This window comes from Nitrosomonas sp. HPC101 (assembly GCF_009833125.1).
Classification (GTDB): domain Bacteria; phylum Pseudomonadota; class Gammaproteobacteria; order Burkholderiales; family Nitrosomonadaceae; genus Nitrosomonas.
Genome location: NZ_QRCC01000005.1, coordinates 16,241 through 37,572, shown reverse-complemented (window position 1 = coordinate 37,572; position 21,332 = coordinate 16,241). Strand labels below are relative to the sequence as shown.

At 48.9% G+C, this 21,332-nt stretch carries 17 protein-coding genes and 2 tRNA genes; 10 read left to right on the top strand and 9 right to left on the bottom strand.

What is annotated here, in order from left to right:
- Positions 1–152 precede the first annotated feature (152 nt).
- Together murI and ABO04_RS04350 are read left to right on the top strand one after the other, a co-directional pair.
- On the top strand, positions 153–944 hold the full coding sequence (gene murI, locus ABO04_RS04355; protein ID WP_160809470.1) for a glutamate racemase: 792 nt from the start codon (positions 153–155) through the stop codon (positions 942–944).
- A 108-nt stretch (positions 945–1,052) separates the two neighbouring features.
- A complete protein-coding gene (locus tag ABO04_RS04350; RefSeq protein ID WP_160809469.1) occupies positions 1,053–2,000 on the top strand; it encodes a universal stress protein in 948 nt (315 codons plus the stop codon).
- A gap of 32 nt (positions 2,001–2,032) precedes the next feature.
- Here ABO04_RS04350 and radA read toward each other — a convergent pair whose 3' ends face one another.
- Complete coding sequence (gene radA / locus ABO04_RS04345) at positions 2,033–3,382, bottom strand: DNA repair protein RadA (protein ID WP_160809468.1); 1,350 nt, start codon at positions 3,380–3,382, stop codon at positions 2,033–2,035.
- Positions 3,383–3,625: 243 nt separating this feature from the next.
- Between radA and ABO04_RS04340 the strand changes: the two genes are divergently transcribed.
- Positions 3,626–3,718, top strand: a tRNA-Ser gene (locus ABO04_RS04340).
- Positions 3,719–3,751: 33 nt separating this feature from the next.
- Here ABO04_RS04340 and ABO04_RS04335 read toward each other — a convergent pair.
- On the bottom strand, positions 3,752–5,137 hold the full coding sequence (locus ABO04_RS04335; protein WP_160809467.1) for an L-serine ammonia-lyase: 1,386 nt from the start codon (positions 5,135–5,137) through the stop codon (positions 3,752–3,754).
- Between the two features lie 192 nt (positions 5,138–5,329).
- On the opposite strand from ABO04_RS04335, the gene ABO04_RS04330 reads away from it, so the two are divergent.
- The 4 genes from ABO04_RS04330 to prsK all read left to right on the top strand — a co-directional run bounded on the left by ABO04_RS04330 (position 5,330) and on the right by prsK (position 9,898).
- Positions 5,330–5,404 (top strand) — tRNA-Val (locus ABO04_RS04330).
- A gap of 126 nt (positions 5,405–5,530) precedes the next feature.
- Positions 5,531–6,307, top strand: a complete 777-nt coding sequence (locus tag ABO04_RS04325) for a serine protease (RefSeq protein ID WP_164504263.1) — start codon at positions 5,531–5,533, stop codon at positions 6,305–6,307.
- A 92-nt stretch (positions 6,308–6,399) separates the two neighbouring features.
- A complete protein-coding gene (locus ABO04_RS04320) occupies positions 6,400–7,797 on the top strand; it encodes a TIGR03013 family XrtA/PEP-CTERM system glycosyltransferase (RefSeq protein ID WP_160809465.1) in 1,398 nt (465 codons plus the stop codon).
- Between the two features lie 49 nt (positions 7,798–7,846).
- On the top strand, positions 7,847–9,898 hold the full coding sequence (gene prsK / locus ABO04_RS04315) for an XrtA/PEP-CTERM system histidine kinase PrsK (protein WP_160809464.1): 2,052 nt from the start codon (positions 7,847–7,849) through the stop codon (positions 9,896–9,898).
- Here the strand turns inward: prsK and ABO04_RS04310 are convergent.
- A complete protein-coding gene (locus ABO04_RS04310; protein ID WP_160809463.1) occupies positions 9,873–10,157 on the bottom strand; it encodes a hypothetical protein in 285 nt (94 codons plus the stop codon). The two genes, prsK and ABO04_RS04310, sit on opposite strands and share 26 nt — an antisense overlap.
- Before the next feature lie 4 nt (positions 10,158–10,161).
- Here ABO04_RS04310 and ABO04_RS04305 point away from each other — a divergent pair, with 4 nt between their 5' ends.
- Complete coding sequence (locus ABO04_RS04305; RefSeq protein WP_160809462.1) at positions 10,162–12,021, top strand: ABC transporter ATP-binding protein; 1,860 nt, start codon at positions 10,162–10,164, stop codon at positions 12,019–12,021.
- A 7-nt stretch (positions 12,022–12,028) separates the two neighbouring features.
- On the opposite strand, the gene ABO04_RS04300 is transcribed toward ABO04_RS04305, so the two are convergent.
- The 4 genes from ABO04_RS04300 to ABO04_RS04285 form a co-directional block, all read right to left on the bottom strand.
- Complete coding sequence (locus tag ABO04_RS04300) at positions 12,029–15,127, bottom strand: CusA/CzcA family heavy metal efflux RND transporter (protein WP_160809461.1); 3,099 nt, start codon at positions 15,125–15,127, stop codon at positions 12,029–12,031.
- A 3-nt stretch (positions 15,128–15,130) separates the two neighbouring features.
- Positions 15,131–16,297 (bottom strand): efflux RND transporter periplasmic adaptor subunit, encoded by a 1,167-nt coding sequence (locus ABO04_RS04295; protein WP_160809460.1) that lies wholly within the window; start codon positions 16,295–16,297, stop codon positions 15,131–15,133.
- 9 nt (positions 16,298–16,306) lie between these two features.
- Positions 16,307–17,512 (bottom strand): TolC family protein, encoded by a 1,206-nt coding sequence (locus tag ABO04_RS04290; RefSeq protein ID WP_240141420.1) that lies wholly within the window; start codon positions 17,510–17,512, stop codon positions 16,307–16,309.
- Between the two features lie 247 nt (positions 17,513–17,759).
- Positions 17,760–18,410: a hypothetical protein gene (locus ABO04_RS04285; RefSeq protein WP_240141419.1), complete on the bottom strand. Its 651-nt coding sequence runs from the start codon at positions 18,408–18,410 to the stop codon at positions 17,760–17,762.
- 83 nt (positions 18,411–18,493) lie between these two features.
- Between ABO04_RS04285 and ABO04_RS04280 the strand changes: the two genes are divergently transcribed.
- Positions 18,494–19,255 (top strand): glycerophosphodiester phosphodiesterase family protein, encoded by a 762-nt coding sequence (locus ABO04_RS04280; RefSeq protein ID WP_240141418.1) that lies wholly within the window; start codon positions 18,494–18,496, stop codon positions 19,253–19,255.
- 8 nt (positions 19,256–19,263) lie between these two features.
- A complete protein-coding gene (locus tag ABO04_RS04275; RefSeq protein WP_160809458.1) occupies positions 19,264–20,439 on the top strand; it encodes an FAD-dependent oxidoreductase in 1,176 nt (391 codons plus the stop codon).
- Between the two features lie 17 nt (positions 20,440–20,456).
- Here the strand turns inward: ABO04_RS04275 and ABO04_RS04270 are convergent, their stop codons facing one another.
- The gene (locus ABO04_RS04270; RefSeq protein WP_240141417.1) at positions 20,457–20,792 is read right to left on the bottom strand and encodes a hypothetical protein; all 336 of its coding nucleotides are present in this window, start codon (positions 20,790–20,792) and stop codon (positions 20,457–20,459) included.
- Positions 20,793–20,914: 122 nt separating this feature from the next.
- Positions 20,915–21,322 (bottom strand): hypothetical protein, encoded by a 408-nt coding sequence (locus tag ABO04_RS04265; RefSeq protein ID WP_160809457.1) that lies wholly within the window; start codon positions 21,320–21,322, stop codon positions 20,915–20,917.
- Between the last annotated feature and the right edge of the window lie 10 nt (positions 21,323–21,332).

The following is a 21,332-nucleotide window of genomic DNA, read 5'->3' as shown; positions in this document are numbered from 1 at the left end:
TTTCAAGTTCGGGCTTCAGTGTATCTCTATTCGACATGACATATGATGAACATATACCGTGATTGAATATCAGGGACATCACACAGCGTTACACAGGAAATTATGAGATTCTTTCAATTTTGATCAGTTTTCACATGGATGATGGTAAACCTATGACTCCCGCTAACCCCATTGGCATTTTTGATTCCGGAATCGGTGGATTATCCGTTGCCCGGGAAATCAGGGAATTGCTGCCGGGTGAGGATATCGTATACGTTGCGGATTCACTGCACGCCCCTTACGGAGAGAAATCGGACAATTACATATTTCAACGAATGAGCACCGTTACAGCGTTTCTGCTTACCCGCGGAGTCAAGACTGTTGTTGTGGCATGCAATACTGCAACGACAACAGCCATTTCCAGACTCAGGGCTCGCTATCCAATCCCGATTGTCGGTGTAGAACCAGGAATCAAGCCCGCCGCACTTTCCACACATACCGGAATCATTGGCGTATTGGCAACCCCCAGAACACTTCAAACAAATTCATTCACAACACTGGCAGAACGTTTTGCAAACAATGTAAAAATCGAGATTCAGCCATGTCCCGACCTGGTTGCCAGAATAGAAGCATTAAGTTTCAACAGCGACCAGACCATCACCTTACTGAAGCAGTATATTGCGCCGCTGCTTGACAAAGGAGCCGACACTATCGTACTTGGATGTACACACTACAATCATTTGTCTGAATTAATCTCCGAGATAGCAGGAAAAAACGTTGCAATCATAAAAACGGATGCAGCAGTGGCAAAAGAAGTTGTCCGCAGGCTTTCTTCCGAAGGATTACTCGCTATCGGTGATCACACAGGAAGCGAAGAATTCTGGACGAGCGGATCTCTTGCCGCTTATCATCAACAAATTGAGCAGCTGTGGGGAAAAAGCAGCAGATGCTATCGCTGGTTTTGATGTGTTCGTACCATCCTGATCTCACAAGCAAACAACCATATCTGTCTGGAAATAAAGCGCAAGTAAATCTATACTGAAACAATGTGTTTATGAACAGGAAGCGTAACCATGATCAGACGAGCACTTATCCCGCTGGATGGCTCTGAACTGGCGAAACAAGTTATCCCTCATCTGCTCCGTTTCATTACTCCGGATCAAACCGAACTGCTGTTGATGACAGCACTGTCATCTAGCTTCCATTCTCTGGTTGAAGATGCTTCTGACCTGCCTACGCCAAAACAGACCGCAACCACAAAAGAAAACAAGGCATACAAACAGTTACACGACGTCGCACAAGAACTCAATCAGATTGGCTTCAGCGTGATGGATCGACTTTTACCGGGGACACCCGCTGAAAACATACTCCATCTGGCAGAAGAAGCCTGTGTCGATCTGATTGCCATGTCAACACATGGCAGAACCGGCCTGGGACAAGCATTGCTGGGCAGCGTAGCGGACGAAATCGTGTGCAACGCCCGCCCGCCTGTATTTTTAGCGCCTGCAGCAATTCCGGTGAAATCCGGTTCCGTACCTCGTACTATTCTCCTGCCCCTTGATGGTACCCCCCTGGCAGAAGCGGCCATCCCCATAGCCCGCCAATTTGCACAAAATACGGGAGCAACCATCTCCCTGATCCGCATCATCAAGCCGGATCATTCCAGACACGGGCAACAAAATGAACGAATATCCACCAAAGAGCAATCTGAGACTCACCAGGCAATCCATTATCTGGAACAGATACAACTGCAGCTACAACTGGCGAACGTACCTTCCTGCTATCAGGTTATACCGGGCAGCCCGGCTGAAATCATTATCCGTACCATATGCACAGAAAATACCGATCTGGTTGTGATGAGTACACACGGGCGCTCAGGCATAGAACGCATCATCCATGGCAGCGTTACAAGCCGCATTATCGGAAATACGACCTGTCCGCTGCTACTGGTACGCGGAATAATACCGATTGAGGTTTACGAGTCCAGCAATGACAGGGTGTCTGCAGCTTCCTTCTGCTAATCAAGCCACACGAAATTACCGTAACCACTTGATCAAAAAAGCGCCCTGACCGCTTCCTCGACCCGCTCCACAGCAATAATTTCAATCTCCTTGACAACCTGTCTGGACTGATTTGCCTTGGGAATGACAGCTCGGGTAAATCCCAGCTTGGCAGCCTCTTTAATTCGTTCCTGCCCACGCTGTACCGGTCGTACTTCCCCCGCCAGCCCCACTTCTCCAAACACTATTGTTTTCTCCGGCAAAGCCCGGTTTTTCAGAGATGAAACTATCGCCAGCATTACGGCCAGATCAGCACCTGGCTCGGTAATTTTGACTCCTCCCACCGCATTGATGAAAATATTCTGATCAAAACAGGGAATAGCGGCATGACGGTGCAGCACTGCCAGTAGCATCGCCAAGCGGTTCTGTTCCAGTCCGACGCTCAACCGACGTGGGTTAGCGGTGTGCGCTTCATCCACCAATGCCTGAATCTCCACCAGCAAAGGACGCGTTCCTTCCTGCGTTGCCATCACGCAAATGCCTGGCACGCGAACACCATGATGTGAAAGAAACAAGGCGGAAGGATTACCCACTTCCCGCAACCCCTTTTCAGTCATGGCAAAAACACCCAGTTCATTCACTGCTCCAAAACGATTCTTGAAAGCACGAATCAGACGAAAAGCTGAGTGCGTATCCCCTTCAAAATAAAGCACCGTATCAACCATATGCTCCAGAACACGCGGCCCAGCCAGTGCGCCATCCTTAGTCACATGCCCTACCAGCACAACACAGGTACCGCTGGTTTTTGCAAATCGCGTCAAACGAGCAGCACATTCCCGTACCTGAGCAACTGAACCCGGAGCCGATTGTAATGTTTCGGAATAAATTGTCTGGATTGAATCAATTATTGCCACACGAGGATGATGTTCAACCAGAACCGATTGAATCGCCTCCAGCCGGATTTCGGCCAGTAAATCAACTTTGGCTGCATCCAGCGCCAATCGTTTTGCCCGAAGCGCAACCTGCTGCATGGACTCTTCACCACTGACATATAACACCCGATGATGTTCTGACATCCGGGACAGCGCCTGCAACAGCAATGTTGACTTACCGATGCCAGGATCACCTCCCAATAAAACGACTCCACCCTGAACCAGCCCTCCACCCAGTACCCGGTCAAATTCAGGCAATCCCGTCAGAAAACGAGGCACATCCTCCGCGTTGACATCACGCAGGCTCAACACACGTCCCTGCGCGGAATCCGATATAAAGTGCGAAAAACTTTTCTCTTGTACAACCTCAGTCAATGAGTTCCATTCACGGCAATGTGGACATTGGCCTTGCCATTTCAACACCTGCCCGCCGCAGGCACTACAAATATAAAGAACCTTGGGTTTTGCCATGAATAAGCCCAGAAATCGTTGCTGATCGCTTATCAGTCTCTGGAAGCCCTGATGGAGAATGAGCCCCCTACCCCGCTCACGCTAGCCTGGTGATAAAACCGCTACGCGGCGGGGATCTTATGATGCATGACACTGGCTGGATACTTCACCGGGAAGTACAGTACACTCGTGATATCCACTCACAGCTCTATTAAAAGATTGAGAAACTGCTAAAATGGCCGACTCAAAAAGATACTGTTTTCCGGAGAGGTACCGAAGTGGCCATAACGGCGCTGACTCGAAATCAGATGGTCAGGATTTCCTGGCACGTGGGTTCGAATCCCACCCTCTCCGCCATCCAAGTTGCCGGCAGCATATATTGGCCATGCTTCAGCATTCGGTAATACTGACACTGACAGCCAGTCCACCCAGTGAGGTTTCTTTGTATTTATGCGACATCTCCAGGCCAGTCTGCTTCATTGCATCGATGCAGTTGTCGAGTGATATAAAATGTTTACCCGTACCACGACAGGCAAGTGCAGCAGCAGTATGCGCCTTAATCGCGCCAAAGCCATTACGTTCTATGCAGGGCACTTGAACCAGGCCACCAACCGGATCACAGGTCATACCCAAATGGTGTTCCAGTGCAATTTCAGCAGCATTCTCAATTTGCTCGGCAGTACCTCCTCTCACCGCGCAAAGACCAGCAGCAGCCATGGCCGCTGCTGAGCCCACTTCCCCCTGACAGCCTACTTCCGCACCGGAAATCGAACTACGATGTTTGATCAGCCCACCAATTGCTGCAGCAGTCAGCAAAAAATCCCGAGCTTGCTGCGGAGTACCGCCTTCATGTTTAAGCAGATAGTAAATAATAGCTGGAATAACTCCGGCAGCACCGTTAGTAGGTGCCGTAACAACCATATGTCCTGCGGCGTTTTCTTCGTTAACTGCCATGGCATAAGCACATAGCCAGTCATTCAGCGTGCCTTTTTCCGGATTCATTTTCAGTTGCTCAAACAAGTCTTTTGCACGACGGCGTATACCCAGGTTACCCGGAAGACGGCCCTCTGTCGTCAACCCCTGCTCGACACAATGACACATGGCCTGCAAAATATTGTCCAACCCCTGTTCAAGATCCTGCTCCGACATCCTGGTCAACTCATTGGCGCGTTTCATTGCCGCAATGGACAAGCTGCTCTGCTGCGACATCTCGAGCATACTGTCTGCTGAATCAAATGGGTAGGGATATACTCCGGCGGCTTCAATTTTGAGCGGGGCATTCAGTTGATTGATTTCTTCAAGTGTGCAGATGAATCCTCCCCCAATAGAAAAGAATGTCTCTGATAAAACCTTCTTTCCCTCCTCATCCAGAAGATAAAAAATCATCCCGTTGGGATGTTGAGGCAGTGGATCCGATTTATCGAAGACAATATCATCCTCCGGATTGAAATCAAGATGCCTCCCGCTGGCAAGTTGCACAGTACTGGCAGTCCAAAGCTTTGCTGTCAGCGCATTAACATCCTGCCCGGCGAGTAATGCGGGAGCGTAGCCATGTAACCCCAAAGTTACAGCTCTGTCTGTTGCGTGTCCTCTCCCAGTAAATGCGAGTGAACCCTTGAGCACGCAATAAACACGATGATTACGATTACCCGGAGTTTGCAAGATTAGTTGATCAATATCATCACGAAAAGCATTTGCGGCCGCCATGGGCCCCATCGTATGCGAGCTGGAGGGACCAATACCGATTTTAAACAGATCAAGTACACTTATGAACATAGGGTAACTTTTTTAATTGATACAAAAGAGAAGTCACTCTGGTAATTTGTAACCAGAGCCAATGATTGTATTATAGTAGCCTAATCGCATCCGTTTCATGGACAGATCAAATTATTTTAAGAAATATCACAGAGATAACAATTGACCGGCATAAACAGGCTATGATCTAATCTTGTAGCCTAAAGGCAGCAAAGGCGGTTAACTCAGCGGTAGAGTGTCACCTTCACACGGTGGAAGTCATTGGTTCAATTCCAATACCGCCTACCATATTTTTTCCTGTGCATTGCCTGCAGCAGCTTGGATTATATGGCAGCAGTCTGAATAGGTTATGCAGCCATCACAGATACGCTCGCGCTTAACCAACCCTACTTCTGTCTCATGTTCAATCTGGCAATGCTCTCTATTTTAAGATCGTTTCTCGCAAGCTTGCTTCTCCTCTTATCCGCTTCTTGCCAGGCCGATCTGATTGAAACGATAGGACGGATCAAGCCCGCAATTGTCGGCATAGGCTCTTTCCACAAACTGCGCTCTCCTCCTGTTAATTTCCTTGGAACAGGCTTTGTCATCGGAGATGGACAGCATGTCATCACAAATGTTCATGTAATTTCTGATCTGTCCGATGGAAAGAATAAAGATGCATTAATCATCATGACTGGCAAGGGTAATAAACCAGAACTAAGAAACACTACTATAGTTGCACAGGACAAAGAACATGATCTGGCCTTGCTACGTTTCGAAGGAACTGCACTGCCTGTCATGAAGCTGGGAAATGCCAGCAAGATAAAAGAAGGAGCGCTACTGGCATTCACTGGTTTTCCGATTGGGATGGTACTTGGTTTCTATCCGGTAACCCATCGAGCTACTATCTCTTCAATTACTCCAGTCATACTGCCTGCGCAAAATACCAGACAGCTTGACGCAACCAAGATTCGCCAGCTACAGAGATCGGCCTACACGGTATTTCAGCTCGATGGCACCGCTTATCCCGGCAACAGCGGCAGCCCACTATACGATGTAGACACTGGAGAAGTGTACGGTGTGGTGAATATGGTCTTTGTAAAAGACAAAAAGGAATCCATACTGAGCGACCCAAGCGGAATCAGCTATGCCATCCCTGGCAACTACATTATGGACTTGCTTAAACAAAATGGTCAGATGACTTCTGATTGATCTATGCTAATAAAACAATTTGTTCTTTGACGACATCCGTTATTTTCTATCCACCCGGATGTTTATCTCTCAAAATTTAGTCAGGTGGTATTTTGATTCAAGTATCCAATCACTATATTTCCAGATTCTCGGTACTGCTTGCCAGCATTGAAACCGTCGCGCTACTCGGAGTTTTTTTCGCGGGAGCAGCTATCCGCTTTCCACAGTGGAACGGCACGATATCCGAGTTACTGGTTTCTCAATTTCCCGGAGCAATTACCTTCACTTTCATCATTATCGCCAGCATGGCTACACTGGGTATGTACCAGATGGAGGGTAGACAGGACTTCGAAGGTATTCTGCTCAGGCTGCTGCCATCCCTCGCACTGGGATTTGGCCTTATCACCCTGATTTTTTACCTCTTTCCGGATCTTTATTTTGGCCGGGGGTTATTGGCTATCGTCATGCTGCTGGCCCTATTGCTGATACTGTCTATCCGGCTATTCTTTTTCAGATGGAAAGGCCTGGATAACTTGCGCTACCGGGCACTGGTACTGGGTACTGGCACCGATGCCGAAGAACTGCTTAATCTGGCTGACAAGAGCATCAGTCTGCCCAACTTCAGGATCGCAGGGTTCGTTCCGTTTGATCAAGAAACCCGATGTGTTCCGATTGAAATGATTATCCCGAAAACAGATTCACTGATTTCACTGGCCAAACAGCATAATGTCAGTGAAATCATTGTCATGGCTCAGGAAAGACGGGGGGGTACCTACCCCATTCAGGAATTGCTGGAATGCAGGATAAACGGCATAAAGATAACTGATATGGTCGGCTTTTACGAACAAGAATACGGCCATTTGCGAATGGACGCACTCTACCCCAGCTGGCTGGTATTCGGCAGTGGTTTTAAACAGGGGACACTGAGAACCCTGATCAAGCGTATATTCGATATCACTGCCAGCCTGCTGTTACTGATCGCTACGTTACCAGTTATATTGCTGACTGCTTTGCTGATTCTGATTGAAGACGGGCGGCCTGTATTCTATCGTCAGGAAAGAGTGGGATATGCTGGTAAACCTTATATGGTTTTCAAATTTCGCAGCATGTTCAATGACGCTGAAAAAGGCGGAAAACCTCAGTGGGCTGTGACTGACGATCCTCGTGTAACACGCGTAGGGAAAGTTATCCGCAAGTTGAGAATCGATGAATTACCGCAGATCATCAACGTACTCAAAGGTGAAATGAGCTTCGTCGGCCCCCGCCCGGAACGTCCCCATTTCGTGAATATCCTCAGTGCACAAGTTCCATATTACAACATGCGACACAGTATCAAACCTGGCATTACCGGCTGGGCACAAGTGCGCTACCCTTACGGTGCCTCCGTAGAAGATGCCATTGAAAAACTCCAGTATGACCTGTATTACGTTAAAAATCATAGCCTGTTTCTTGATTTCATCATACTGATTAACACAGTAGGTGTCGTGCTACTGGGAAAAGGCAGCCGGTGAGCATCACCGGCCATGATGGCAGTCACACTTTTTTTCTGCGCTAACTGCTATGGCAACCTTGAGCTACACCGCAGCAGCGATCGCCTTTTTCTTTTTATTTATTCTGTTGATAACCAGATGGCAAGGCCGTCTTTATGGCCCGCTGCTGGCAGTTGCCTGCCTCACGTCCTCGGTATGGGCAGCAGCAATTGCCGGATCATCCTACTGGAATTACCCAGACCCTCTGCTGGCTCGAATACTGGAAATATTCCGGAACGCCACTCTGACTATATTTCTGATCACCCTGCTGGGGCCTTTCCAATCTGATAAAACAAATAAAGCCTTACCCAGAATCAGGCCCGCAGTAACCGCTATCGCCCTGCTCTATCTGACTTGTTTGATACAAACAATCACTTTCAGTCACACCACCAGTACGGATCCAAACCAACCCATCTCCTCCTTAGAATTTTTTACATGGGTGGCAATCGCTATCATCGGAATGATTCTGGTGGAACAGTACTACCGGAACACCCCCCGAGAGCAACGCTGGGGAATAAAATTTATCTGCCTGGGCATCGGTGGTCTGTTTGTCTACGATTTTTATCTGTACAGCGACGCACTACTATTCAGGAAAATTAATCCTGATATCTGGGCTGCCCGGGGATGGATCAATACGCTCATCGCTCCCCTGATTGCCCTCTCGGCTGCACGTAATCCAAAATGGACGGTGGGCATTGCCGTTTCAAGACGCATCCTGTTCTACTCCTCTGCATTGTTTGGCGCGGCGGTTTATTTACTGTTGATGGCTGCGACAGGCTATTATCTCCGATTCTCGGGAGGCACCTGGGGAACAATCTTCCAACTGACTTTCCTGTTCGGGGCGATTGTTCTGCTGATTGTTGTGCTGTTCTCCGGGACGACACGTTCCTGGCTCAAGGTATCTATCAGCAAGCATTTTTTCAGCTATAACTACGACTACCGTGAAGAATGGCTACGCTTTACACGTACCTTGTCGGAAGAAGAAACTGAATTAAGAGTCCGAGTGATCAAATCACTCGCACAGCTCGTCGAAAGCCCCGCCGGAGGAGTGTGGTTCAAATCGGAACAGCAGCACGCTTATCTGCCGATCGCCTGTTGGAATATTCCTCATGTCGATGCTTCCGTAACAATGGATAACTATTTTTGCCGGTTCATGCAGGATAATTCCTGGGTGATCGATTTATATCAGCATGATTCTGAATCACAGAAGTACGCAGCCATGGTGCTGCCTGACTGGCTGCCTGCTATTCCCAGGGCACGCTGGGTAGTACCACTGATATTACATGGTGAATTGTTGGGATTTGTAGTACTGACCGAACCCAGAAGCACAATTGAGTTCAACTGGGAAGTCAGGGATTTACTGAAAGTAGCGGGGAGACAAGCAGCCAGCTATCTGGCGCAGTATGAAGCCGCCCAGGCATTGTCTACGGCCCGACAGTTTGAATCCTTCAGCCGCATGTCCACATTCATCGTACATGACATCAAAAACCTGATTGCCCAGCTTTCACTGTTGCTTACCAATGCAGAAAAACACAAGGACAACCCGGAATTTCAACAGGATATGCTGGACACCGTAGCGTTATCCGTCAATAAAATGAAACGTTTGCTTGAAAAACTCAACAAAGGAAACGTGCGTGACGAAAAAAATGCCTTGTTATCTCTGGACAAGTTACTGCAACAGGTTATCGCAAGCAAATCCTTCTGCGAACCGAAGCCAACCCTGATCATTACCGATACAGATCTAAATATACAAGCTGATTCATCGCGCCTTGAGCGTGTGCTTGGTCATCTGGTACAAAATGCAATCGAAGCTACTCCAAAAGGAGGATATGTTGAGGTGCGGCTCAGAAAACACCCCGGATGGGCAATCATCGAGATCGAAGACAGCGGATGTGGCATGGGTGAGCAATTTATCCGCGATAAATTGTTTGTTCCTTTCGAATCAACCAAAACAGCTGGTATGGGTATCGGTGTATTCGAGAGCAGGGAATATGTCGAATTAATCGGTGGTAAACTGCATGTATCCAGTGAAGTATCAAAAGGAACAGTTTTCACGGTCATGCTGCCGCTAGAGGCTCTCTGATCAAGATCAAAAGCTCCCTGGTAATCCTCACCAGCTCATTGGATATGCCAGGAAACATCTCATTCATATCGATCATCGGCTGATCTGCCAGATCAGCCGGTACAGCCATAGTGGAAACATCTATCCGGCTATCTACCGGATTTCCAGAGTCAGTCATCTGACAAAATCCGGTATCCTTATCGACTCTGATGGATATCGACATTTGCACGGACACCGCGATCATCCGGTATTTTTCCATCACTCGCCCTTGCTGAAACACACTTATGCTCCGTTATTTCGAACGTCTGATTAATCCCTTCCCATCCGGCAAACTGACCGAACCCCCTGCCACGCTCTACCGGTTCTGTCGCCATTACATGCAAGGTGCGGAGCTTTATTTCATTCTGCTGGCGATCGCCACCTTTTTTGTGGCGGTTGGTGAAGCCATGTTGTTCGGTGTTTTGGGAACCATCGTAGACTGGCTGGCAGAAAAGGATCCGCAAACCTTTCTTCAGGAAGAAAGACTGACACTGCTGGGCCTGTCGATCTTTATTCTGATTTTGATGCCAATTATCGTTTTTTTCCACTCCGCCATTCTGTATCAGTCGCTGATGGGCAATTTCCCGATGGTTGTCCGCTGGCTGTCCCACCGCTATCTGCTCGACCAGAGTTTTGCTTTCTTTCAGAATGAATTCAGTGGACGCATTGCGACCAAAGTCATGCAGACCGCACTGGCCGTGCGCGAAACTATTATCAAAACGCTGGATGTCCTGTTGTTCGTCACAGTTTATCTGATCACTGCCCTGCTGCTGATCGCCAGTGCCGATCTGCGCCTGTGCATTCCGTTGATCATCTGGCTGGCAATCTACCTGTGTATCCTGCGTTACTTCATCCCCAAGCTCAGGAATATCTCCAAAGTTCAGGCCAACGCCCGCTCTGATATGACCGGACGCATCGTCGACAGCTACGCCAACATTCTCACCCTCAAGCTGTTTTCCCATACCCGGCGTGAATCCGGTTATGCACGGGATGCCATGCAGGGATTCCTCGATACGGTTCATCCACAAATGCGGCTGGTCACCTGGCTGAATACCTGCGTCTGGATCAATAATATGCTGTCTGTATTTGCGATCGGAGCGCTCGGCCTTTTCCTGTGGTACGACGGCGATATCAGCACTGGCGCCATTGCCATCGCACTGAGCCTAGCTATCCGCCTGACTGGCATGTCACATTGGATCATGCTGGAAACCAGTGAACTATTCGAAAATATTGGTATTGTGCAGGATGGTATGAATATGCTGGCGAAATCACACACTGTAACTGACGCAACTGACGCCCGGTCGTTATCGGTTATACAAGGCGAAATCAGCTACAACCAGGTTGAGTTTTCTTACCACAACACCACTAAACATGAAGATCGCCGGATTTTTGATGGACTGGATCTGCATATTCAGGCCGGCGAAAAAGTTGGCATCGTTGGCCCTTCCGGTGCCGGCAAATCAACTCTGATCAATCTGCTACTGCGTTTCTACGATATTCAGCAGGGCAGCATCCAGATCGACAAACAAGATATCCGCACCGTAACACAGGAAAGCCTGCGTGCAAATATCGGCATCGTCACACAGGACACTTCACTGCTGCACCGCTCTATTCGGGAAAATATCCTGTTCGGCCGGCCGGATGCCACCGAAGCAGAAGTCATCCAGGCAGCGCAACGGGCACACGCCCACGAATTCATCATGGAGCTGGCAGACAGTCACGGTCGCAGAGGGTATGACGCCACGGTAGGGGAACGTGGTGTCAATTTGTCAGGTGGACAACGTCAGCGCATTGCCATTGCCCGGGTACTGCTCAAGAATGCACCCATCCTGATTCTGGATGAAGCGACTTCCGCCCTGGATTCAGATATCGAAGCCAGTATCCAGCAAAGCCTGTATGAGCTGATGCAAAATAAAACTGTTATCGCCATCGCGCACCGTCTTTCCACGATTGCCGCAATGGACCGGTTAATCGTACTGGATGAGGGACGCATCGTCGAACAGGGTCGCCATGCAGAACTGCTGTCACATAACGGACTCTATGCCCGGTTATGGAATCATCAGTCTGGTGGTTTTCTCGGTCACCTCGATCATACAGAAATCTGATAAAAACTCATGACTCTCCAACAGCGGGAGGTGGATCATCAAACCAGCGATACAGGACGGGCAGTACTACTAGTGTCAGTAACGTGGAAGTGATCAGACCACCAATGACCACGATGGCCAACGGACGCTGTACCTCAGAACCTGGCCCGGTAGCAAACAGAAAGGGAACAAGTCCCAGCATCGCCACTGTAGCTGTCATCAAGACCGGACGAAAGCGCTGCTCACACCCCTTGATAACGGCTTCTCTTACACTGACCCCTTCATCACGCAATTTTCGGATATAGGAAATCAGCACCACACCATTCAATACTGCAATCCCCCACAGTGCGATAAATCCTACCGACGCGGGTACTGACAGATATTCACCCGTGACAAACAGCCCAAATATCCCGCCGATCGATGCAAACGGTAACACCAGAATGATCAAAGCAGCCAGTTTGACGGAGCTGAACAATAAAAACAGTAAAAAGAAAATGGCGACAATCGTTATCGGAATAATGATAGAAAGCGTATCCATAGCACGCTCCATATTTTCAAACTGTCCACCCCATTCGAAAAAATAACCACTGGGCAATTTGACCTCTTGGGCAATACGTTCCTGCAGCTCTGCTACAAAACCACCCAGATCGCGTCCTTCGACATTTGCTCCAACCACCACACGCCGCTTGGCACTCTCGCGTGAGATCTGTGCAGGGCCGTCGACAACGCTGATATCGGCCACCGTATATAAAGGCACCGTTACTCCGTCAGGCGCACGCAGCAGCAAATTACGAATGGTCTCGATACTGTCACGAAAATGCAATGGGAATCGGACTACAATTGCAAAGCGCCGCTCACCCTCATACAAAATACTGACTTCACGACCACCCACAGCAGTTTCGATCAACTCGTGCACATCGGCAACATTGATGCCATTACGCGCGATAGCTTTACGATTGATATCAATAGTCAGTGATTGCTGACCGGAAAGACGCTCTATCCGGATATCACGTGCACCAGGAACATCGCGCAGGATACGGGCAATCTGTTCTGAGAACTCTCGTAATTTTTCCAGATCATTACCAAAAATCTTGACTGCAATTTCCGACCGCACACCTGTCATCATTTCATCCACCCTTTCTGCAATCGGCTGGGATAAAACGATACTGACGCCTGGTAAAACTTTCAGCAGGTTACGAATATCATTCTCAATTTCATCCTGGGTACGACCGGATTCCGGATCTATTGTTACAATCGGGCCCGACTCATTCTGACTGGGAGGATCAGCAGGTGATTCGCCACGACCCACCTTGGATACAACACTTTTCACGCCAGGCACTTGTGATATGGCCTTCATCGCCTCCATTTCCATCGCAATGGATTCAGCCAGAGAAATAGATGGTACTCGAAGAATCTGAGGCGTCAGCGCGCCTTCTTTCAGGGTTGGAATGAATGATTTTCCCAGGAATGGAAACAGTACAAAAGACAGTAACAACAAACCCAGCGCAGTCACGATTGTCAGCTTTCTTCTCAGAAGTGCGATATTGAGGAGGTATTTGTAAGCGTTCTTCAATTTCGCGATCAATTTAGTATCATGATCTCCCCCGCCCTTCAGGATATAGGCACACAGTACTGGAGACAAAGTCAGTGAAATGATCAGAGAAACTGCCAGTGCAATGGCAATCGTAAAAGCCAGCGGACTGAACATTTTGCCTTCCATGCCCTGCAGCACCATCAACGGTAAAAACACGAGAATGATGATACAAATCCCGAAAATGACCGGTGTCCCTACTTCTGTTACTGCGTCGACAATGGCACGCGCTCGTGATTCCCGGGTATCAACACAATGTCCCAGGCGATGAAAGACATTTTCCACCACGACCACCGTCGAATCGACCATCAGTCCGATGGCAATCGCAAGCCCACCCAATGACATCAGATTGGCTGAAATCCCCTGATGATTCATCACCATGAATGTCACTAATGGCGTAATCACCAGGGTGGCGACCACAATCAGGCTGGAGCGGACATCCCCAAGAAAAATAAATAAGATGACAATTACCAGAAAAATCCCTTCCATCAGCACTTTACTGACAGTCCACAAAGCCGCATCGACCAGATCGGTACGATCATAGTACGGAACGATCTGCAATCCGTTCGGTAACAGATTCTGTTCATTGATCTCAGCCACTTTTGCCTTGACCCGCTCTACAACTTCCTTGGCATTTCCCCCTCCGATCATCATTACTATGCCGGAAGCTGATTCTGTATAACCTCCTTTGATGACAGCACCGGCTCTGACTTCGGTACCCAGATTGACTTCAGCGACATCCCGCACGAATACCGGCACTCCGTTCTCTTCAGCCAGCACAATATTACCAATATCCTGCAATGTGCGGATCAGCCCCACCCCCTTGACAAGATACTGTTCGCTGCCGGTCGGGAGAATGCCGCCACTGGCATTGGCATTATTTCCTGCAATAGCCAGCTCCACCTGTTTCAACGTCAAATCGTAGTGGCGCAGCTTAATGGGATCAGTCAGCACATGGTACTGTCTGACATACCCTCCCTGTGAATTGATCTCCGCCACGCCGGGAATCGAACGCAACATGGGCCGGACAATCCAGTCCTGCACAATCCGACGTTCAGTCAGCTCTTCAACAGTCAGAGCCCGTTCACCGTCATCGGGGTGATCAATCGTATATTGATACACTTCACCCAGACCTGTGGAAAGAGGGCCCAGACGCGGGATGATTCCGGGCGGCATCTTGCTGCCTGCCACCAGCAACCGCTCCATCACCATTTGCCGGGCAAAGTAGACATCCGTTGCATCCGTAAATACCAGCGTAATGATAGATAAGCCACTCTTGTTGAGAGAACGCATTTGCTCCAGACCCGGGATACCTGTCATGGCAATTTCCAGCGGAATGGTTACCAGCCGTTCTATTTCCTCCGGACTACGACCAATCGCCTCAGTAGCAATCTGTACTTGGACATTGGTAACATCAGGAAAGGCATCGACCGATAAATGCTGCGCCGCACGCAAGCCGAACCCCATCAGAATCACAGCGATGGCGACAACGACCAGACGCTGCTCCAGCATGGCACGTACCATAGAAGTAATCATCGGCTATTCCAGATGCGCACGCTTGCGTTCATTGTTCACATGAAAAGCACCTTTTACAATAATCGACTGATCCGCCGTCACGCCCGAAATGACAGGCCGCATCTGATTGATCGTCCCATCCAGCTCAACCAGAGCCAGAGTAAAACCACCATTTTCCTGGAGAATAAACACATGATCCTCATTGTGCTCACGTACCACTGCACCTTCCGGAATCACCAGGCGCTCATGAGCATGCCCATCAATATGCACCGTGGCCAGCATATCCGGTTTCAGCTTGCGTTCAGGATTCTCCACTTCGGTACGCACCATTACTGTCCGGGTCAGCGGATTCACGATATCAGCTACAAAAATAATGGTTCCATCAACGCTCTTGCCGTCCAGTGCAGGAACACGAATTTCCACATGCTGCCCCTGTTCAACAAAGTAAGCCGCATGCTCCGGCACATCCCCCACTACCCACAGTACAGACAAATCTGCCAGCGTAAACAGCTGGTCTGACGGCTGTACCACTTGACCAAGCGCCACATTGCGCTCAATAACGGTGCCACTGGTTGGCGCGATAATCTCCACAGAAGGAAGAATCTGCCCACGCTTCGTCAGATCCTGCACTGCCCGGCTATTTACTCCCAATAAAAGCAATTGATCCCTGGCTGCACTCAATTCGGCGTTTGAAACCTGAGATTCCGATTCCCGGCGCTGCAGCTCAGCGGCACTGATGACATCCTCAGCAAACAACTGCCTGGCGCGTATAGCAGCACGCTCGGCCAGTACCGCCAATGAATTAGCACGCAAATAAGCCAGCTGTGCCTGCACCAATTTCGGGCTTGTAATTCGGGCCAATTTGTCACCTGCCGCGATACTGTCTCCCAAATGTGCATAGATCTCGACGATCCTTCCGGTAAAACTGGCTCCCACCTGAACAAGTTTTGTTTCATTTACCTTGACCTGGCCGGGAACATGCAGTTTTTCAGAAACACGGGTAAAAAACGGTTTGCCGATTTTTACTCGCTCACGCAGATCCGGTCCAAGAAAAATTGTAAGATGATCCGCCTGCTCCACTTCAACATTTTGTTTTTCCGGCGGCTCTTGCTCTTCTTCGCTCTTGCAACCTGAAATAGATGACATTACGAACGCAAGAAAAATAGCAATGATTTGTATCTTCAAACTCATCTGAAAAGGTTACTCCTGTGGGTAATGCGCCCGCAACCGGTCTATCTCTGCCGCTGCTGACTGTAATTCAAACTGGGCCTGCAACAACTCGGAACGCGCATTACGTAATACCCGCTGAGTATCCAGCACCTCGATAAAACCTCTTTCTCCCAATCGAAAAGCAGCTTCCGCCACGTGCAGTGCAGCTTCCGCCTCCTTGACAATACCGCCTTCAAACATTTCCACTCTGCGTCGGGCGATTTCCATTGCCTGCCAGGCGGACTCCAGCAGCCGAACGATTTCATAACGGCGATAATCAAGTGTTTCACGCAATCTTGCTGCATCGAAAACAGCTGCATCAATCTCTCCCCTCCGGCGATAAAACAACGGAATCCGGACATTCAACCCGGCGGTATTCGAGGTAAATTGCTTGTCCTGATAATTGCTGTACAAAATGTTTATGGAAGGCAATACAGAGGCGCGTTCCTGGTCGATGCGCAAACGAGCACGATCCTGTTCCGCCTCCAGGCGCAAGATTTCAGGATTCTCGGTCGGCAACTCAGCACGCAACACCTCCAGCGAAGGCAATTCAACAGGATCACTCAGCGAAGCAACCACATCGAACTCAGCAGGCAGAACACCTGCTGTCAATTGCATCAAGGCAATACGTGCCCGTTCGATATTCAGTAATGCCGCTTCTTTTCTACTAGCGGCCGTCATAACTTCAGTGTCGGCACGGATCAACTCGAAACGGGCCACCTCACCCAATTCGACACTCCGTTTGATACGACGCTGTATTTCCCCCATCAGATCGTAAATATCTGATTCCATCTCAGCCAGACCGCGCCGCAACAGAAATTCGTAGACATGCACCCGCAGTTGCGCCGCCAGATCCGCTCGTACCTGCTCCAGGCTTGCGCGACTGGCTTCCACACCCGCCTCTGCTGCGCCAATCCGGGCACTTCTCACCCATGGATTTTCCAGTGGCTGGCTGACTGTCACTTGTCGCTGCATGGAAGATGGCCCGGTATCGATCTCCGGTAATCGCGGTCTATCAGGTCCGGCCATAAAGGTTACTTCCGGATTGGGAAAAGCAGAAGCGCTGGTAATCCCTGCCTCTGCGATATCAACCTGTGAACGCGCTGCCTGCAGCAGACCGTTGGCCTGTAACCCTACACGCAGAATATCTGCAACGGTATAGCTCCCTTTCGCCGCCTGCGCCGGGCAATTCAGCATAAACAAAATCAGACCACACAGGATCCATGAACGGAAAATATTACACATGCAAAAATTATGATTATGATTCACATTTCACCAACAGTATTTGTACAAACGTTTCCGCCATACAATGGCACAGCCCAGTTTAATTAGCAGACTATTGAAAAATTATTTTGAAGCACCGCCTGCAGCGTTGCATGGTGTCCACTTCCTCGCCTGCTCCATGGATAGATCCGGATCAGCCGTGTATCCATACAAGATTTAATCAGAAGTCTCTGTTCCGTTTTTTTATCCGATATTTTTTCCACCACCACCCTGCTATCAGCGCCATGGGAACCGCATACCAAATACCGTAGGTACGCATCCATGCCTCTGAATTTTTTTTCACAAACAGCTGGATTTCAGCCAGATCGACAATCTGTGGGTGCTCGCGGGTTGTTTCGGTTGTCTGCAGATACAGTTTAAGCGACAGCGCATAATGTCCCTCTTTCTCTGGCGTAACAATCCAAGACCAGTGCGTCTCTTTCTCGCCGGAAAAAAGCTGAATCTGCGGCTCCGGTGGATCAATAGAAAATGTATCGCCCATTATTCCGGCGCGCATTTCGGGAAAAACCTCACCATGAATATTCTGTAATTCAGTTCCAGGAAGCGATTTCCTGACAACATCACTGATACGCAGTGCCAGCGCCTTCGTGTCCAAACGCAACGTGACTTCAAACGGTTTGAATTGCTTTATTTCTTGCGGCAAGGTAATTATTGAACTGTCTGCAGGCAGCTTCATCATTACCAGAGGAGGAAAACGTTTCTCCCCAAGCCAAGCATGTGCCAGAAAATTCATTACAAACGGGACCACTAAAACGATGGCAATCAAAGCGGGAAACACCATGCTAAAAGGGGCATCTTTCTTGTACATCATATCCTCTGCAAACTGAACAGTGCCTGAATAACGTTTCCCTGGCTGGGTAACATCGCAATACAACGGAGTAGAGAGTAAACTCCATGGAAAATCAAATTGATTCTTCTGTCATGACGCATAATATTCCTTGTTTCGTTGCTCATCGGGGATATCCCGCATTGTATCCGGAAAATTCCATGCCCGGAATTCAGGCAGCAATCCAGGCTGGAGCTCGTTACGTTGAGATCGACATTCAACTGAGCCGCCAACTTACCCCATACCTTTGTCATGACGATGATCTCAGACGGTTGACCGGATGCAATGCTCACCTGACCCGCCTGGAAGACGATGCAATCAATATACTGACTGTGTCCTGCCCGGATGCTACGTGTCCAGCCGGGATAGAATCCGCTCCGATTCCCCGTCTGGTAGAGTTTTGCCGATATCTGGCACAGCACCCACAAGTTACCACATTCATCGAAATCAAATCTGAAAGCATTACCCGGTTTGGTTTAAACAAAACAATAGATGCAATCCTTCCGATCATTGACCCAGTACGCAAACAATGCGTCCTGATTTCATTCGATTGGGAATTGATAGCGCTGATTAAATTGCGTCAGATGTACAAAACCGGCTGGATCATTGAACACTGGACAGAAGAACAATCCGCCATGGCAGCACGTCTGCAGCCAGATTATCTGTTCAGCAGCATTCGCTGTCTTCCTGAAAAACTCGATCAACTCTGGTCCGGCCCCTGGCAATGGGTGATCTATACAGTTGATGATTACGCTACAGCACTCGATTACGCAAAAGCTGGCATTACGCTGATTGAAACCGATACGATCGGCACGCTGCTTACTCCCTGACCCGAACCATGTCCGCAACCTGCCACTATGACATCGTAATTATTGGAGGAGGAATCCAGGGCGTTGCCGTTGCACAGGCCGCCGCTGCACTTGGTCACAATGTGCTGGTGCTGGAAAAAACCGCTCTGGCGGCGGGAACCTCAAGCCGTTCAAGCAAATTGATCCACGGTGGCCTGCGTTATCTGGAAAATGGCCAGCTCGGCCTGGTACGCGAAAGTTTGAGGGAACGTGCAGAGCTCCTGCGTCTTGCGCCTTCATTGGTCAAGCTGCAGCCATTTTATATTCCCGTTTATGATCAGACTTCGCGCGATACGCTGACCCTGTGCACAGGGCTCAGTCTTTACGCCCTGCTGGCAGGATTCGGCAAAAACGCCAGCTTTCGCTCTATACCCAGAAGAAAGTGGCAAACGCTGGATGGCCTCTCTACGCGTGGACTCAAACATGTCTTCCAGTATTGGGATGCGCAAACCGACGATCAGGCACTTACCCAGGCAATGATGCATTCCGCCTCATCACTCGGTGCGGAATTACGTTGTCCGGCAGAATTCACGGGCGCCCAAATCTCCGGCGAGATCTGTGAAATTGAATTCCTGGAAAATGATCAAACTTATCAATGTACAGCAAACGTACTCATCAATGCTGCTGGTCCCTGGATCAACCAGGTCGCAAAACGTATCTCGCCACTCCCGCCGATATACCCGATAGAATTGATACAGGGAACTCACCTGATACTGAACGGACAGCTGAATACGGGATGTTATTACCTTGAATCACCACAGGATAGGAGAGCCATTTTTGTCCTGCCATGGAAACAGCATATTTTGCTGGGTACAACCGAGACAATATTCAAAGGAAAACCTGAGGAAGCGTCTCCTTTGATTACAGAGGAAGTCTATCTGCTGGGCTGCTTCCGCTACTATTTTCCGGATCACTACATCACAATCCGAGAGCGTTTTACCGGCCTGCGCGTACTGCCGGAATCCGGAAGCGCCCTTTTCAATCGTTCACGTGAAACACATCTGCAATACGATCATCCGAAATATCCCCGGGTCGTAGGAATTTACGGGGGAAAACTGACAGTCTGCCGCGCCACCGCTCAGAAAGTTTTGCATAGCCTGCGTCTTTCATTGCCTGTCCGGATTCCCAGAGCAGATATCTCACAGCTCTCTCTCGAGCTTCCTTGAATTCGACCGCCTAATATTTATTTTTTTGCAGCCTTTTCAACTTTTCTCGCGCGCCGGGCGATCTCTTCCTTGACTTCCCCCAAAAAACCACTGTTGTTTTTATGTTGTTGATTTACTTTGTACCACATAAAGCAAACGACAGTTCCCAGCAGAATTGGTATTAAATCCACCGGTTCAAAACCATCAAACATCAAAAACACAACTCCTGTTGAAATACCAAATACACCAAGCAATCCTACCGCATAGCCCAGGCGTCCACTCCAGATTGACTTAGCATACCTGGCAAACCATGCATCGACCTCATCCCGGGTTGATGCCAGCTCCTCATCCGTCATTTTCTTGAAATTCATCATTAATCTCCTGATAAATTAAAAATAATTTCGTCAATTTTCAAGCTGAAAATGATCAGGGAAGCGGTCGCATAACAACAGATTTTTCTTCCATTCTCAATAACAATTAACTCGTATGTTATTTTTTATTCTACTGAGCTCTCTTCACCCAGTTTCAGTCCGTTCAGTTGTTCGATGAGCGCCCGTCTTTCATTTTCTGCTTCCTGGTAGCGTGTATAGAGCTCATTCAGCTTATCTGTATAGCGACGTATCCTTTCGATACGCTCCTTACGTTGTTTGGCCATGTCTTCATACTTGGGTACTTCACCATTCATAACAATGTCGCTCCCGATCGGGACAGTCTGATTATCCTGTGTGATCTCATGGCGCCGCAATTCCTGAAGCATTTGAAACTGCTGGAACAAAGTCTGCTGTTCCTGTTGTTGCTGCATAACAGCCGCTTCCAGCTCAAGAATCTGTGTTTCGCTACCTGTTGCTGCAAATCCTGACATCGAGATCGAGATCAACAGCACACCCCCAAACAGCAGTTTCATGCTGCTTATC

What these genes read in the sequence shown, in the direction of transcription:
- ABO04_RS04295 (WP_160809460.1), bottom strand. Translation starts at nt 16,297, where the DNA reads ATGAGTTTGAAGATACAAATCATTGCTATTTTTCTTGCGTTCGTAATG.
- ABO04_RS04335 (WP_160809467.1), bottom strand. Translation starts at nt 5,137, where the DNA reads ATGTTCATAAGTGTACTTGATCTGTTTAAAATCGGTATTGGTCCCTCC.
- ABO04_RS04325 (WP_164504263.1), top strand. Translation starts at nt 5,531, where the DNA reads ATGCTCTCTATTTTAAGATCGTTTCTCGCAAGCTTGCTTCTCCTCTTA.
- radA (WP_160809468.1), bottom strand. Translation starts at nt 3,382, where the DNA reads ATGGCAAAACCCAAGGTTCTTTATATTTGTAGTGCCTGCGGCGGGCAG.
- ABO04_RS04305 (WP_160809462.1), top strand. Translation starts at nt 10,162, where the DNA reads ATGCTCCGTTATTTCGAACGTCTGATTAATCCCTTCCCATCCGGCAAA.
- ABO04_RS04285 (WP_240141419.1), bottom strand. Translation starts at nt 18,410, where the DNA reads ATGATGTACAAGAAAGATGCCCCTTTTAGCATGGTGTTTCCCGCTTTG.
- ABO04_RS04350 (WP_160809469.1), top strand. Translation starts at nt 1,053, where the DNA reads ATGATCAGACGAGCACTTATCCCGCTGGATGGCTCTGAACTGGCGAAA.
- ABO04_RS04275 (WP_160809458.1), top strand. Translation starts at nt 19,264, where the DNA reads ATGTCCGCAACCTGCCACTATGACATCGTAATTATTGGAGGAGGAATC.
- ABO04_RS04280 (WP_240141418.1), top strand. Translation starts at nt 18,494, where the DNA reads ATGGAAAATCAAATTGATTCTTCTGTCATGACGCATAATATTCCTTGT.
- ABO04_RS04265 (WP_160809457.1), bottom strand. Translation starts at nt 21,322, where the DNA reads ATGAAACTGCTGTTTGGGGGTGTGCTGTTGATCTCGATCTCGATGTCA.
- ABO04_RS04270 (WP_240141417.1), bottom strand. Translation starts at nt 20,792, where the DNA reads ATGATGAATTTCAAGAAAATGACGGATGAGGAGCTGGCATCAACCCGG.
- prsK (WP_160809464.1), top strand. Translation starts at nt 7,847, where the DNA reads ATGGCAACCTTGAGCTACACCGCAGCAGCGATCGCCTTTTTCTTTTTA.
- ABO04_RS04290 (WP_240141420.1), bottom strand. Translation starts at nt 17,512, where the DNA reads ATGCTGAATTGCCCGGCGCAGGCGGCGAAAGGGAGCTATACCGTTGCA.
- murI (WP_160809470.1), top strand. Translation starts at nt 153, where the DNA reads ATGACTCCCGCTAACCCCATTGGCATTTTTGATTCCGGAATCGGTGGA.
- ABO04_RS04300 (WP_160809461.1), bottom strand. Translation starts at nt 15,127, where the DNA reads ATGATTACTTCTATGGTACGTGCCATGCTGGAGCAGCGTCTGGTCGTT.